This is a genomic window from Pseudomonas sp. GW821-FHT02H09, from assembly GCF_059421425.1.
Genome location: NZ_JBWKVA010000036.1, coordinates 16230 through 30384, shown reverse-complemented (window position 1 = coordinate 30384; position 14155 = coordinate 16230). Strand labels below are relative to the sequence as shown.

At 59.0% G+C, this 14155-nt stretch carries 16 protein-coding genes; 5 read left to right on the top strand and 11 right to left on the bottom strand.

What is annotated here, in order from left to right:
• Positions 1 to 119: 119 nt before the first annotated feature.
• A complete protein-coding gene (locus AC07VR_RS30740) occupies positions 120 to 974 on the bottom strand; it encodes a LysR family transcriptional regulator (RefSeq protein ID WP_495013529.1) in 855 nt (284 codons plus the stop codon).
• Between the two features lie 89 nt (positions 975 to 1063).
• Here AC07VR_RS30740 and AC07VR_RS30735 point away from each other — a divergent pair, with 89 nt between their 5' ends.
• The gene (locus tag AC07VR_RS30735; protein ID WP_495013528.1) at positions 1064 to 1504 is read left to right on the top strand and encodes a multidrug/biocide efflux PACE transporter; all 441 of its coding nucleotides are present in this window, start codon (positions 1064 to 1066) and stop codon (positions 1502 to 1504) included.
• 198 nt (positions 1505 to 1702) lie between these two features.
• Here the strand turns inward: AC07VR_RS30735 and AC07VR_RS30730 are convergent, their stop codons facing one another.
• The 3 genes from AC07VR_RS30730 to AC07VR_RS30720 all read right to left on the bottom strand — a co-directional run bounded on the left by AC07VR_RS30730 (position 1703) and on the right by AC07VR_RS30720 (position 4622).
• Positions 1703 to 2425 carry a TylF/MycF/NovP-related O-methyltransferase gene (locus AC07VR_RS30730; RefSeq protein WP_494992705.1) on the bottom strand — a complete coding sequence of 241 codons (723 nt, stop codon included), beginning with the start codon at positions 2423 to 2425 and terminating at the stop codon, positions 1703 to 1705.
• Positions 2425 to 3288, bottom strand: coding sequence for a 2OG-Fe(II) oxygenase family protein (locus AC07VR_RS30725; protein ID WP_495013527.1), 864 nt, complete (start codon positions 3286 to 3288; stop codon positions 2425 to 2427). The genes AC07VR_RS30730 and AC07VR_RS30725 overlap by 1 nt, the downstream gene beginning before the upstream one ends.
• Before the next feature lie 311 nt (positions 3289 to 3599).
• Positions 3600 to 4622, bottom strand: a complete 1023-nt coding sequence (locus AC07VR_RS30720; RefSeq protein WP_494992707.1) for a transporter — start codon at positions 4620 to 4622, stop codon at positions 3600 to 3602.
• 279 nt (positions 4623 to 4901) lie between these two features.
• Between AC07VR_RS30720 and AC07VR_RS30715 the strand changes: the two genes are divergently transcribed.
• Together AC07VR_RS30715 and AC07VR_RS30710 are read left to right on the top strand one after the other, a co-directional pair.
• Positions 4902 to 6527 carry a methyl-accepting chemotaxis protein gene (locus AC07VR_RS30715; RefSeq protein WP_495013526.1) on the top strand — a complete coding sequence of 542 codons (1626 nt, stop codon included), beginning with the start codon at positions 4902 to 4904 and terminating at the stop codon, positions 6525 to 6527.
• Between the two features lie 124 nt (positions 6528 to 6651).
• On the top strand, positions 6652 to 7116 hold the full coding sequence (locus AC07VR_RS30710) for a hypothetical protein (RefSeq protein WP_495013525.1): 465 nt from the start codon (positions 6652 to 6654) through the stop codon (positions 7114 to 7116).
• A 108-nt stretch (positions 7117 to 7224) separates the two neighbouring features.
• On the opposite strand, the gene AC07VR_RS30705 is transcribed toward AC07VR_RS30710, so the two are convergent.
• From AC07VR_RS30705 to AC07VR_RS30690, 4 genes are all read right to left on the bottom strand, one after another.
• Positions 7225 to 7539, bottom strand: coding sequence for a PepSY domain-containing protein (locus AC07VR_RS30705; RefSeq protein WP_495013524.1), 315 nt, complete (start codon positions 7537 to 7539; stop codon positions 7225 to 7227).
• A 149-nt stretch (positions 7540 to 7688) separates the two neighbouring features.
• Entirely contained in the window at positions 7689 to 8816 is a 1128-nt protein-coding gene (locus AC07VR_RS30700; RefSeq protein ID WP_495013523.1) for a glycerophosphodiester phosphodiesterase, read from the bottom strand.
• A gap of 172 nt (positions 8817 to 8988) precedes the next feature.
• Positions 8989 to 9312: an antibiotic biosynthesis monooxygenase family protein gene (locus AC07VR_RS30695; RefSeq protein WP_494992710.1), complete on the bottom strand. Its 324-nt coding sequence runs from the start codon at positions 9310 to 9312 to the stop codon at positions 8989 to 8991.
• The gene (locus AC07VR_RS30690; RefSeq protein WP_495013522.1) at positions 9309 to 10028 is read right to left on the bottom strand and encodes a CTP synthase C-terminal region-related (seleno)protein; all 720 of its coding nucleotides are present in this window, start codon (positions 10026 to 10028) and stop codon (positions 9309 to 9311) included. Before AC07VR_RS30690 ends, AC07VR_RS30695 begins: the two co-directional genes overlap by 4 nt.
• 25 nt (positions 10029 to 10053) lie before the next feature.
• On the opposite strand from AC07VR_RS30690, the gene AC07VR_RS30685 reads away from it, so the two are divergent.
• Entirely contained in the window at positions 10054 to 10998 is a 945-nt protein-coding gene (locus tag AC07VR_RS30685) for a LysR family transcriptional regulator (RefSeq protein ID WP_494992780.1), read from the top strand.
• Between the two features lie 24 nt (positions 10999 to 11022).
• Here AC07VR_RS30685 and AC07VR_RS30680 read toward each other — a convergent pair whose 3' ends face one another.
• The 3 genes from AC07VR_RS30680 to AC07VR_RS30670 form a co-directional block, all read right to left on the bottom strand.
• Entirely contained in the window at positions 11023 to 11562 is a 540-nt protein-coding gene (locus tag AC07VR_RS30680; protein WP_494992712.1) for a DUF1003 domain-containing protein, read from the bottom strand.
• A gap of 34 nt (positions 11563 to 11596) precedes the next feature.
• A complete protein-coding gene (locus AC07VR_RS30675) occupies positions 11597 to 12022 on the bottom strand; it encodes a diguanylate cyclase domain-containing protein (RefSeq protein WP_495013539.1) in 426 nt (141 codons plus the stop codon).
• A gap of 221 nt (positions 12023 to 12243) precedes the next feature.
• On the bottom strand, positions 12244 to 12852 hold the full coding sequence (locus AC07VR_RS30670; RefSeq protein WP_494992713.1) for a TetR/AcrR family transcriptional regulator: 609 nt from the start codon (positions 12850 to 12852) through the stop codon (positions 12244 to 12246).
• Positions 12853 to 13054: 202 nt separating this feature from the next.
• Here AC07VR_RS30670 and AC07VR_RS30665 point away from each other — a divergent pair, with 202 nt between their 5' ends.
• A complete protein-coding gene (locus AC07VR_RS30665) occupies positions 13055 to 14113 on the top strand; it encodes an MBL fold metallo-hydrolase (RefSeq protein ID WP_495013521.1) in 1059 nt (352 codons plus the stop codon).
• Positions 14114 to 14155 lie beyond the last annotated feature (42 nt).

Below are 14155 nucleotides of genomic sequence, written 5' to 3'. Positions count from 1 at the left end.
TCAAGGACGCCATCGCCGGCAAGCCGTGCTCCTACGGGTGATCTCAAGGACGCCATCGCCGGCAAGCCGTGCTCCTACAGGTGTTCTCTGCGCGACCACAACAGGTTCTACGAACGGTTTCACTCCAGCATTTTCCCCAGCAACCAACTCCCCGCAGGCCCCGGCGGATGCAGGCGTGACCACAGTGCATCCACCGCCACCGGCCGTGGCCAGCCGCGCACGGTGAGTTCATGGAGCGAGCCTGCGCCAAAGCGGCCCACCAGCCAGCGCGGTAACGGTGCCCAGCCGAAACCGCCTTGAGCCATTTCCAGCAGCATCAAATAACTCGGTGCTGACCAGACCCGGCCTTGTGCGCGGGTTTCATACGGGTTGACGATGGTCGCCAGACGCAACTCGCGGTGTTGTTGCAAGGTGTCCTTGTCGACTCTTTGCAGCGCGGCCAGTGGATGCTCACGAGAGACAAACAAGGCGATTTCCGTGCGTTCGTCGACTGTCGAACTGGCAAGGTCCGCCGGATAGCTCGGCTGCATCTCGGCGAAGGCAATCTGCGCCCGGCCACGCTGGACCAGCGCCACCAGATCGTCGCATTCGGCGATCAGGCATTCGAGTTCCAGGTCCGGGTAACGCTGCTCGAACTCGCTCAAGCACGTCTCGAAACGGTCGGACTGCCAGGTGTCGGAAATGGCCACGGTCAGCTTCGGTTCGAAGCCTTGTGACAGCTGGCTGGCGGCCATTTCCAGCCGACTGGTCGCGGTCAGGATGTCTTCGGCACGTTGCAGCATCACATGCCCGGCGGGTGTCAGGCCGGGTTTGCGGCTGCTGCGATCGAACAGAATCACGTCCAGGTCGATTTCCAGGCTGGCGACGGCCGCGCTGATGGTCGACTGGCTCTTGCCCAGTTTGCGTGCGGCCGCAGAGAACGAGCCTTGGGTCGCGGCCTGGACAAAGGCCAGCAGCACTTCATGAGATGCCATGAACTATCGCCTTGATCGATGGTTATTGGTTATGAAGTATCGGGCTGGTGGGCAATGATGGCAACCATCGTTACCCAGAGAGTCTGATCATGAGTACCCAAAAATCCCTGACTGAACGGGTTTTCCAGGCCATTGGCTTTGAAGTCTTCGCGGTGCTGATGTGCACCCCAATGTTCGCCTGGTTGATGGATAAGCCATTGTTCGACATGGGCGTGGTGACCGTCGCCAACTGCTTTATCGCGCTGGGCTGGAACGTGCTCTTCAATGGCATGTTCGACCGCATGCGCGAGCGTTTCACCATGGTCCAGAATGGCTGGACCCGCATGTTGCATGCGTTACTGTTCGAGGGCGGCCTGGTGGTCGTCAGCGTGCCGCTGGTGGCCTGGTGGCTGAACATCAGCCTGTTGCAGGCACTGATTCTGGACATCGGCGTGTTGCTGTTTTTCCTGCCGTACACCTACGTCTACCACTGGGCGTATGACGTGGTGCGCGAGAGGGTGATGTTACGCCGAGAGCCATCTCGCGGATGACGCCTTCGCAGCTAGTCAGTCAAGCCGCTACGCGATCCGTAGCAGCTGCCGCAGGCTGCGTCCGGCCGCGCAGCGGTCGTAAAATCCGACACCGCGGTTTTTCAGGTTAACCGTGGAGGCAGGATTTACGACCGCTGCGCAGCCGAACGCAGGCTGCGCCAGCTGCTACAGGGGTTGTGCCGAGCCTGAAAAGGGCGATCAGATGTGGAAGTAACCCACGCAGGAATCGAACGGCAGGCGTTTGAGTTCGATCTTGTTCATGTCGAACACTTCACGCAGGGCTTTGGTTTCGCCCGGGAAGTTGCGATAGGCGACTTCGTCCAGCACCACGATGGCGCCTTTTGGCATGTACGGCAGGAAGGTTTCCAGCGCGACTTTGGTCGGCTCGTAGAGATCGGTGTCGAGGATCAGCATGGCCACGACCAGGTCCGGCCGGGACTTGACGTACTCCGGCGCGGTTTTGCAGATGTCACCCTTGACCAGCTCGCAACGCGGGATGCGGTTGACCGGACGCAGCAAGTCGTTGGCGTCGATCATGTCCTGGATCAGCGACTGGTCGGTGTCGGAGAACATGTTCTCGTTGATGTCCGTCGGGTCTTCGTCCTTGTTGATGCTGGTGAAACCTTCGAAGGTGTCGAAACCGACGATCGAACGGTTGATCGCGTAGGGTTCCAGAATCATCGACAAGTGCATGTAGAGCATCAGCGAGTTGCCCTTGTACACGCCGCACTCAATGATCGCGCCCGGTATCTCGGCGACTTTCTTGAACAACTCCATGCGCGACAATGCTGCGGTCACGCCAATGCGGTTGGCGAACACGTATGGCGCATCGGCCACGTACTCGGCGTCGACCCGTTTCAGGACGTTGGCACGGGTTTCGTTGTATTCGGTCTCGGCAGGCGTAAGGCGACGCTTGGTCATTATTTGGCTCCTGAAAAATTCGAGAAATCGTGGACGTGCAAATAGTCTTTGAAGCCGGCCCCGACATCCGGGCACGCGCTGTCGACATTGATTGCGCCGCGTTTGTGCTTGAGGTCATCGAGGTGCATCAGCCGGAAGTCCACGCTGAAGCGGGTCTGTTCGGTGTAGTTGGGGACGGTGCCATGCAGGTGCGAGCCAGAGAAAATCAGCATCTCGGCAGTGTTACCGGCGACACGGATTTCCGATGAGGTGTTGATCTCTTCCAGCGGCACCGGGTGAACGCGGACTTCTTCTTTGACGTTGTCCTTGGCTCGCTCACGCTGCACGTTGATCCAGTCGGATAAACTCCACTGCGCCGAGGTGTTCTTTACCGGCACATCGAAGTAGCCCGGATTGATCATCATGGTCTGGTCCGGGGCGATGGTGTAAACCGGCATCCAGGTGTTGATCTGGCAGTCCACGCCGCCGTACCAGGTGTCCCGGTGCGGTTTGTAAGCATAACTGATGCCGGCGTGCAGGTAGTCGTAGTTCGGCACCACGCGGATGCGCGGCACATCGAAAATGTAGTCCTTGGGGTCGGCGCCAATTTCCAGGGTGAAGGCGCGAATCAGCTCCTTGACCTGCAGACTGTTGGTGAACTGGCCCTTGAGCCGGGTTACCTGGATGACGAATTCTTCGACCGGCATCAGCGTGTGCAGGGACTGGTGATCAGTCTCGCCGTCAAACGCCGCGGTGATGCTTTGCTGGGCGAATGCGCACAGTTCTTTGGCTGCGTTGAGCTGGGTGTTCAGGAAGATATCGCCAGCGTAGATGGCGTTTTTGAAGTCAGCTTTGTTCTGAAGCTGATTAATATACAAATTCACGGTTTCCCCCTCCTGAATACGTTGGGTCTCTAAAGAGTCGGCACAAAGGTAACAAACTGAAGTGCAATCCAGCGGATGCTGGAGCAAAAGGTCGTTAATACGCTGATTTTTCGACGAAATGCGTGTTGCGCTTGCCTGAGTCTGATTCGCTGGATAAAAAAATCCCGAACCGATTGCCCGGTCCGGGATTTTTTCAGTTGTTGAGCGAGGCTTGGAACAACTGCGTAAACAGCCAATACAAACTGCCCGATAGCCCCAGCCGCAACGCGATCCGTAGCAGCTGCTACAGGGATTGTGCAAGCCCGCTTGACTCAATAATCCTGGCGCTTGCGAAATGCCCAACGCCCGGCCAGCACGGTAAAGGTCGCCACCAGTGCCACCAGAATCCAGAAGCCCTCGGGGTCGCCCGAGAGCGGGATGCCACCGACGTTCATGCCAAAGAAGCCGGCAATGATGTTGATCGGCAGCGCCAGCACAGTGACCACGGTCAGGGTGAACAGGGTGCGGTTGCTTTGTTCGTTGAGGTTGGCGGCGATTTCTTCTTGCAGCAGTTTGATGCGTTCGCCCAGGGCCGTGAGGTCGTTGATGATCAGCGCAAACTCCTCCGTGGACTTGCGCAGCTCCTTGACGTCCTCCTTCTGTAGCCACTGCGGTGGGCGGTTGAGCAGCCGCAGCAACGACCCCGGTTCAAGCGCCAACAAGCGTTGCAGGCGCACCAGCACCCGGCGGTTTGTACCCAGTTCGGCGCGGTTGGTGGACAGGCGCGAGGACAATAGCTGGTCTTCGATCTGGTCGACGCTGATGCTGGTTTTGCGCACGATCTGGGTCAGCACTTCGCCCTGATCACGCAGCAGATGTACCAGCAGTTCCAGTGGCGAGCGAAAGCGTTCACCGGCCTTGACCGAGGAACGCAGCTTGTCCACTGAGTGCAAGGGTTGCAGGCGGGCGCTGATGATCAGGCGGCTGCGGGCGCAGACCCACAGGGTCGAGATGTCCGAAGACACCATGCTGCTCAGGTTGAACACCACATCGTTGACCACTGCCAGCAGCGCCGTATCGACGTGTTCGATGCGTGTAGAACGTGAACCTTCATGCAGCGCTTCGAAGAATTCTTCTGGCAAATCCAGATGGGTTTTCATCCAGCGCTCGCAGGCGGCGTGGGCCAGGTTGAGGTGCAACCAGAGAAACTCGTCTGTGTCAGCGGGTTGTTTCAAGCATTCCAGAGCCTTGGCCGAATCGATTTCACGGCCGCGTTCGCCGGGGCGAAAACTGAAACCGTAGAGCAGGCCGAACAGATCAGAGTCGCGATGGCGTTGGTCGATACTGTGGTTCATGGAGTCTCGCTGGCGGGAGGTGCCTGTAGGACGTTTCACAGGCTCACTTGAACCGCATCATGGCAAGGCTGTTTGACGGTTTTGTGACAGTTTGGCGACGCGGGCGAGTGAGCGATGACCAGTGGTCGGAACCCTTTAAAGAATGCGAACAGCGCGCCGATCACGCTCACGTAATCTTTCGTGTTTTGGCCATAGGCCTGGTTGTTGGTGACAGGGATGTCTAGACGTCATGCATGCCCCTAGATGGCCTGCTTTATCCCTGTCATGAGATCCCACTCGATGTTTTTGCAAAAATCCCTGAGAGCTCAAATTCTGGCAATGCTGAGCGGCAGCTTGATTGCGATGCTGTTGATTGCTCTGGCGTGCTTTCACTTTCTCTCCAGCGGTGTTCAGAGCTATCACAATCTGATCGAAGGCCCGCTGCACACCTCACAACTGATCGATGAGGCCAACCTGCAATTCAAAGTTCAGGTACAGGAATGGAAAAACGTCCTGCTGCGTGGCAAGCAGCCGGCTGACCTGGACAAGTACTGGACGCAGTTTGAAGATCGCCAGCGCGATGTTCAGGGCATTCTTGGCCAGCTGGCCAGCCAACCTGGAATCGATGCACAGCTCAAGACACGCATTGAGCGACTGCGTGAGGAACACCGGGTCTTGGGTACGGCCTATCAGAAGGGCCGCGACGCTTATCTGGCGGCAGGTGCTGATCCAACGGCCGGAGACGCTGCGGTCAAAGGCGTGGACCGCGCCGCCAGTGAACAAATGAGCGAGCTGGTCAACGAGTTACGCAAGCAAGGCACCGAGCAATCGACATTGATCAGCGCCAGCGCCGATCGCACTGTGCTGCTGGGAATTGTGGTGATGCTTGCTTCGGGCCTGTTGATCGGTCTGTTCAGCCTGTGGCTGGTCAACCGCCATCTGGTGGAGCCGATCCGCAAGCTGATCGAGTATGTGGCGCAACTCAGTCAGGGTCGCTTTGCCGAGCGGGTGGCGAGCAATCGTCAGGATGAGTTGGGCAAGCTGGCCGTTGCCGCCAATACGCTAAGGGATTTTCTCGCAGAAACCTTCAGCCATTTGCAGCGCAGTGCCTCGGATCTGGACAGTGCCAGCGGTGAGCTGAATTCCATTGCAAGCCTCATGACCCACGGTACCAACGAGCAATTCAACCGCACCGATCAAGTCGCCACGGCGATGAACGAAATGTCCGCCACCGCTCAGGAAGTCGCCCGCCACGCCGCCGACGCGGCGCGGGCTGCCGATGATGCCGATCACTCTGCTCGGCAGGGCGAAAAGGTCATGCAGGGGACGATTCACACCATCACTCAAATGCGCGGTGAAATCGCCAATACCGCTACGGTTATCCGGCGTCTGGAGGCCGACAGCGGGCGCATCGGCAAGGTGCTGGAAGTGATTCGCGGGATCGCCGAACAGACCAACCTGCTGGCGCTCAACGCGGCCATCGAAGCGGCCCGTGCCGGTGAGGCCGGGCGTGGATTTGCCGTGGTCGCGGATGAAGTGCGCAGCCTGGCTCAGCGCACTGCGGCGTCGATCATCGAGATCAATCAAATCATCCAGACTGTTCAAACCGGCGCAGTGGATGCGGCCCAGGCGATCGAGAGTGGCCAGTCGCGCAGTGAGGAAAGCGTCGAGCAGGTCACTCAGGCCGGTGCGATGCTGGAGCGCATCACTGTGGCGGTGGAAGCGATTCGCGACATGAACCGCCAAATCGCCACCGCCGCCGAACAGCAGACCTCGGTCGCCGAAGATATTTCGCGCAACCTCACCGAGATCACCTGCATCGCCAGTACCAACCTGGATAACGTGCAGCGCACCGAAGCGGCGAGCCAGAATCTGCACGGGTTGTCGGGGCAACTGAACGAGGTGACTGCACGTCTGAGTGCATGACCGGGCACCTCCAGGCGTGATTGTGTATCGGCTCGGTATCCGGGCCGGTACACGATAAATCTCAAGCTTGTACCGCTTACGTCGATGAGGAGGTTATCCCTAAACTCACATGGATCAACCACCCATGGTCAGTGTCACTTCCGTTTCGATCAATCAAAGCCTTTCTACAACGTCCAGCAAAACCACGATCACTGACAGTGCCGACACCAGCAAGACCGACAGCACCTCGTCAACGGCAGCAGGTAGCTCAGCCACCTCAGCCGCCACCGACACTTCGAAGGTCGCAGCAGGCGGTGCACCGGCGGCCAGCGGCAGCAGTACGAGCAGCAGTAGCGAGTCGGATGCGGTGAAAGCCCTGCGCAAGCAGATTGCTGAACTGCAAAAGCAATTGCAGGAGCAACACAAGCAACTGCAAGCGGCTCAAGCGAGTCAGAAAAGTGCAGACGCAAAAGCCGCCGAAGTGGCCGCTGCGCAATCGCAGATCGCGACCACCTCAGGCTCATTGCAGACCGCTACTGCCGCGCTGTTGCAAGCCTTGCAGAGCTCGAGCAGCAGCACCTCGGGCTCGTTGGTCAGTACCTCGGCATAACGTCGGGAGCCGGCGGTGATCGAGCGCGAACGCGGGCTTTGTGTTCTGCGCTAAAACGCAAAAAAAACCACGCGACCCAAAGGTCGCGCGGCTTTTACAGTGTTCCCGTTACTTGTCTTGTTTGTTGCTCAGCACCTGACCGGTCCTGGCGTCCAGGTGCACGTCCCACTCAACACCTTTGGCGTCGCGTATTTCGACCTGGTAGACGTAATCCGCGCCTTTTTTCTCAAGCCCGGTGTCGGTGATGTTGGCTGCCGTAGTTCCTGGATGCTGGGCGAGGGCGGCCTGGTTGAGTTTTTCCAGGTCCATGATGCTGCCATCTTTGAGCAGACCCGGAATCAGATCCGGGCGCACGTCAGCCCGGGCCAGCCCGGCGGTCAGGGTCAAGGCAGCAGCGGCGAACAGGGCAGTCAATGTTTTCATGAGTTCTTTCCTTGGGGTGAACTGTTTAAGTGGGACCAGCGTAGTCCGCCGAACTTAATTCACCCTTAATTGCACCTCAGCGCTGACGGTTTCGTTCGCCCATTCCTGCATGGGGCGCTATACGCCCCGGCTCACGGCCGATTGATCATTTAATAGCCGTTAGCCTCAAGCAACTGCGCGACGCTGGCCGGCGCCGGGCGTTTGAAGTACTTGAGCAGCTCGCTGGCGCGGTTGGTGAAGATGCCATCAACGCCGGCGTCCATCACCTTCTTGTAATCCACCGGTTCGTCGATGGTGTAGGCATGCACCAACAGACCTTTGTCGTGAGTGAAGGTGTTCATCCACGGCTGCACCAGGTCCGAATAGCTTTGATCGCCACCTGTGGTCAGGGCTGCCGAAGGTCCTGTACCGATGGCGCCTTGAGCCTTGGCGTAGTTGACCCATTTCTCGAATTCGGCTTTGTCCCTGGGTTCCTGTCTGGCGTACCAGGCGGCCTTGTCCTTTTCACCGCTGGCGGCGAAGCTGACATTGGATTTGGGTTCGATACTGCCTTCACCGACCCACAGCAGAAGGATTTTCGGTACCTGCGGCATTTCCTTTTGCAGCAGTTCCAGGCTGCTCTTCTCGAAGGTTTGCAGCACGACCTTGCCTTTGCCCTGGCCGACCGCCAAATCGCTTTTCGCCAGTTTCGAGCCAGTCGGGCTCAGCCAGCCACGGTCCTGCAATTTATCTTTCAGGTCACGTTCGATACCCGGAAACTGCTTTGGCTCTTTGGTTTCGATGTACAGCCCGGGTTTGTGCTGCGGGTTGCCTTGCGCGATATCGATGATTTCGTCGAGGGTCAGGATCTTCAGGCCCACATACGAGGGGCGCGCACGGTCCGGGTACGCCTTGTTGAACCAACTGCCGGCATCCAGGGTTTTCAGTTCGGCCAGGGTGAACTCGTTGGCGGGACTGTCCTTGCGCTCGGGAAATTTACTGGCAACGTCAGTGGTGCGTTGCAGGTTGTTGTCATGCAGGGCAAACAGCACACCGTCTTTGCTGCGTTGCAGGTCCATTTCCAGGTAGTCGGCACCCAGGTCACGCGCCAGTTTGTAGGAGGCCGCGGTGGATTCCGGTGCATCGAAGGATGCGCCACGGTGGGCAATGACCGCCGGGTGTGGAACACCTATGGCGCTGGCCAGAGCGGTCGGGCTCGGCTGGCTGGTGGCCTGTGCCTGGCCAAGGCCGAGCATCAGGCTCAGCAACAGGGCACTTTTGCGGAAGGTGACGGGCATATTCGAAGTCCTTTCGTAGAGAGCGATGTCCAAGGATTACCTTTTAACAACTGAACGCCACTTGTGCTATCGCCATACCGACATTACGTGTGTCAGAGCCGGTATTTCAGTGCTTTTGTGCGGCTCTGTGCAGTACTCGTTGGCCCGGCAGTTAACGCCCCCCGACGCTCGACTATTTCTCAAACCGATAAGCGCGCTCAACCTTGCACACCCGTGTATGACAAGCCTCATACCAGGTCGAGCGCCCCTGCTCGCGGACCTCGGTGTGTTCGGCGTGATGTTTCCAGGCGAGGATTGCGGCCTCACTGGCCCAATAGGAAACAGTGATGCCGAGCCCGTCTTCACCGCGGGCTGACTCAACACCGAGAAATCCCGGTTGCTCGCGGGCCAGCTCGAGCATGCGCCCGGCGGCTTGCTCATAGCCTTGATCCCCCTCGGTTCGCAGGGACGTGAAAATCACCGCGTAGTAGGGCGTCGCTGGTGTCTTGGCGATCATGCCGGGTTCCCCGCGCAGGCGTTGAGAAATGCGCTGACCAGAGGCGGGGGCGTGCCGGCCAGTGCGGCGCGTTCGGGCTGAAATAACGTGGCGACGAAGAATGGATGACCGCGCAGCTCGACGCTCCTCAGATCACCCGCCGAGTCGTGTCCGGTGGCGTGCAGGCTTTGTGTCAGCAGCAGCGTTTCGAACTCGGGATTGACGCCGTACCGGCAGTGATAACCTTCGCGGATTTGCAGTGCGCCATAGGCGTTGGCGATCAACGAACCTTCGACCAGGCGGATACCGTCCACGGCCTCGACCAACGAGCAACTCAACGGCGTGAGCAGGGCGCGGGCGGCGTCCGGTGAAGTCTCGCCATGCTCGGCATCGGCCCAGCCGAGCACGTTGCGCGCGTACTCAAGCACTGCGTGTTGAAAACCGCCGCAGGTCCCCAGAAAGGGTCGTTGTTGTTCGCGGGCATAACGGATGGCCAGGAGTGCGCCGTCCACATCGCGGTAAGGGCTGGCCGGCACACACCAGAAACCGTCGAAGCCATTCAGCTGGGTGGCCGATGTGATGCTATCGGTGGGCAGCCACTCAAACTGCACCTTCAGATCGGCGTTCTCGGCCGCCATGGTCAGCGCCAGCGGGATCGCCTGGTGAGCGATGACATCGCGGTTGGAGTCACCGATCAGAGCGATATGGATGAGGGGCTTATCTGAAGGGGTTTGCATGTGGTTCTCCTGGTGCGGCCAAGGCTTGTTGATTCCTGGAGCCCACTATAGATTGGCGCTCACGCAATCGATATTGGCGTTTACCCAAATGCTCAATGCATCAACGCACTATCAACTCGATTACCCGGACCTGTCGCTGATCCTGGCGCTGGTGCGTGGCGGCTCTCTGGCCCGTGCAGCAGCGCTGTTGAAGGTCGATGTGTCGACGGTATTTCGTGCGGTGCGCAGACTGGAAGCCGCCTTGGGTCAGGAGTTGTTCGAGAAAAGCCGCGCAGGCTATCTACCGAGCAGCATGGCGCAAGCCTTGGCCGAACAGGCTGAGCGTGCCGAGCAAGCGCTGGAAGCGGCGCGCATTGGTGTGGAGCAAGGTGGGGAAGTTATCAGTGGCACGGTCCGCCTGACCTGCACCGATTCGGTCCTGCAAGGTTTGCTTTTGCCGGCACTGGCGCAGTTCATGCCGGCATATCCGGCCTTGACCATCGAATTGAGTACGTCCAACGATTTTGCCAACCTCAGTCGCCGCGACGCCGACATCGCTTTGCGCTTGACCTGCACACCGCCGCAGCATCTGGTCGGGCGGTGCCTGGGCTCGGTGTCGTACCGGGTTTGCGCCAGTGCGGCTTACCTGCAATCGGTCGACCCCAGTGACCTGGCCAGGCTTGCCTGGATCGCCCCGGATGACTTCCTGCCGGATCATCCAACCGTGGCCTGGCGTCGTCAGCAGTTGCCCGGCGTGCTGCCCAATTACCGCTGCAACAGCATGCTGTCGGTCACCGAACTGGTGCGTGCCGGGTTGGGCGTCGCGGCGCTGCCGGACTTCCTGATCGGTGAATCGGGACTGCAAGCCTTGAGTGAGCCCCTGCACGGTTACGACACCAGTCTATGGCTGCTGACCCGCCCGGACTGCCGCACCTTGCGCTCGGTGGTGACGCTGTTCGATGAACTGGCGCGCAGCGTCCGTTTGCCTTAGTTCTGTTCCTCCGGCGCGATGGGTTCAAACCTTGGGCTCATCCTTGCGCACAAAATGCTGATGCATTTCGGAGGTCAGGTTTTCGATGCGCTCGGTCAGGGTCTTGGTCATCTCGGTCAAACGGGTGTTTTGCTCAAGTAATTCCAGTAGTTGTGCTGTGGTCTGGGCGGCTTGTACCTGCCGTTCGGCGTTGGCAAGGGCAAGGGTTTCACGGTGCAGGGCATCCGCATCGGAATGGGCTTTGTCCCGTGCCGCCTGGCGAGTTTGAGCGAGCAGAATCAGCGGCGCGGCATAGGCTGCCTGGAGGCTGAAAGCCAGGTTCAGCAGGATGAACGGATAAACATCGAAATTCGTCAGTCCAGCCAGGTTGACGCCAATCCAGAGTGCGACAATCAGTGTTTGCGCGCCGAGGAAGGTCGGCGTTCCGAAAAAACGGGCAAAGGCTTCAGCCTTCAAGGCAAAACTGTCGGTGCCGAAGGTCGGCGCCAGATGGGCGTGAGGGCGGTGAAAGCGCAGGTGATCGACTTCAGAGCCAGGCTCTGCTTCGGGTTTGACTGAGTTCATAGTGCTCTCTGCAATGCCGTGGGACTGGGGTCTACTATAGCCCCGAGTACCCACGATTGAGGAAATCCTCTAAGGGCATCCAGTGGGCTTGTGCCAGACGGGCAATCGCGGGTTCTCTGACCGGGTCGCTCGTGGCAACGTTGATTTTGTTGCGCTCGGTGTTTTTCGCGGCGTACAGCGCTTTGTCCGCCTCGTTGAGCCATATCGCGGCATCCTCGAACGGTAACTGGTAAGCGGTGAGACCAATGCTCAAGCTCACCTCAAGCTCAGGGATCTCCTGGCTGCGGTAGTTGCTGAAGACTTCACGCAAGCGTTCCATGAACTCCCTGGCTTGCTCCAGAGGCATGTCCGCAAAATGTAGGAGCAGCCGGTCGACGCTCGATTGCTCCGGGCGGCGCTCCGACGATGGACCTGAGGGCGACGCGTTTATCCAGCAAACACGCGTTATCGTTAACGTCATCGCGAGCAATCGAGCGTCGACCGGCTGCTCCTACAAGGGGCAGCGTTCGCTTAACTGACTTGATTGCCTGCTGGTAACACACCGTGCCTACCGCCAGCGGGTAGAGCGTCAGCATCGGCAGGCAGGCATAGACCTGAAGAGTACAGGTGTCAGGGGCGAAGGCCGCCCCCAGCAGAGCTGGCGAGGAAGGGCCACAGGGAATCCTCCCCGAGTGGACGGGACTACAGCTGATAGCAGGCCAGGAACATATCCATTGCAGACGCTACAACGGTGGTCTGCATCTCGGGTGACAGCACTGGCTGGTTCATGGAGATTTGTGGCCAGAAGGCGAATGCCTTGATCAGCCCCTGCACCTGCTGCGCGGCGAAACACGGGTCGACGGGTTTCAACCTGCCGTCGGCCTGGGCCGCGCGAATCCACACGGTGAGGCTCTCTTCACGCTCTCCCAGCCTGGCGACCATGTCCTGGGCCCGTTCGGGGGAGTGGATCGTGGCGGCAATTGCCACACGCGCCAGGTCGAGGAGGTTGTTGTCCGCCAGCATGTGCAGTTTGGCCCGCAACAACACTTCCAGTTGCTCGCGTAGCGGCAGATCACTGCGGTAGATCGTGTCCTGCTGGGTGCTGATGCTGGTCCATAATTTATTCAGGATCTCGGCGAACAGCTCTTCCTTGCTGGGGAAGTGGTTGTACACCGTGCGCTTCGAAACGCCGGCCGTGGCGGCTATCTTGTCCATGCTGGTGATGTCGAAACCGTTGGTCCGGAATTCGACAATGGCCGCCTGGACGATGGCTTCGCGTTTTCGGTCGGTGAGGCGCAGTGCAGCTGTCATAAATAGGCTTCGGCGGGTGAAATGAAAATTACACTTCGCAGTTTACTTATTCTCTCGTTTGTTGCAATCTTGAAACTACACTGTGCAGTGTAATTGCGCGGTAAAAAATAGAGTTTGCGGCTAATGCGTGCATGCATTGGCCAGTTATCGTCCAACAACGGAGCACCGGAACCTCACCGGTTTCCTTGGAGTCACCTCAATCATGGCCACTCTCTCATCTCGCGCTGACAGCGCCCCCAGCCTCAAAGGCTCTTTGCGGGACGAAGGTCATTACCGCAACCCTGTAGCAGTGCCGCGCGAAGGCTTTCGCAAAACCTTGCGGATTTTCTGGAACATGCTGTTCCACAAACCGCGCAACACTCGCCCGGCCGGGGTTATCCCTGTACAAGCCTTGACCCGCGAAGCACTGTTGGCTGCGCCAAATCACAGCGTGTTCCGTCTCGGCCATTCGACCGTACTGCTCAAATTGCACGACAAATTCTGGCTGACCGACCCGGTCTTCGCCGAGCGCGCATCGCCGGTGCAGTGGGCCGGCCCACGGCGCTTCCATCAGCCACCCATCAGCCTGGAAGAACTGCCACCGATTGAGGCGGTGATCCTGTCCCACGATCATTACGACCACCTCGATCATCAGTCCATTCTCAAACTGGCCGACAAAACCAGATACTTCCTCGCGCCGCTGGGTGTGGGCGATACCTTGATCAAATGGGGGATCGACGCCAGCAAGGTGCGCCAACTGGATTGGTGGCAGGGCACTGAAGTGGATGGCATTCGCTTCATCGCCACACCATCCCAGCATTTTTCCGGACGCGGCCTGTTCGATGGCAACAGTACGCTGTGGGCGTCCTGGGTCATGATCGATGGCGATACACGGATCTTCTTCAGCGGCGACACCGGCTATTTCGATGGTTTCAAACGCATCGGCGAGCAGTACGGCCCGTTTGATTTGACGCTGATGGAAACCGGCGCCTACAACGTCGAATGGCCGCATATTCATATGCAGCCAGAGCAAACCCTCCAGGCGCATATCGACCTCAAAGGTCGCTGGTTACTGCCGATCCACAACGGCACGTTCGATCTGTCGATGCACGCCTGGCACGAACCCTTCGACCGCATCCTGGCCCTGGCCTGGGAGCGAAATATCGCCATCACCACACCGCAAATGGGTGAAGCGTTCAACCTGACACAACCCCAGCGTGGACGGGCGTGGTGGCTGGAGGTGGAGAGTGTGCCGTGCTCGGAGCACAACGCGCTGACCTGACAGGCTGCGCGTCTGGTTGAATAGTCATACACGTGAAGAGGA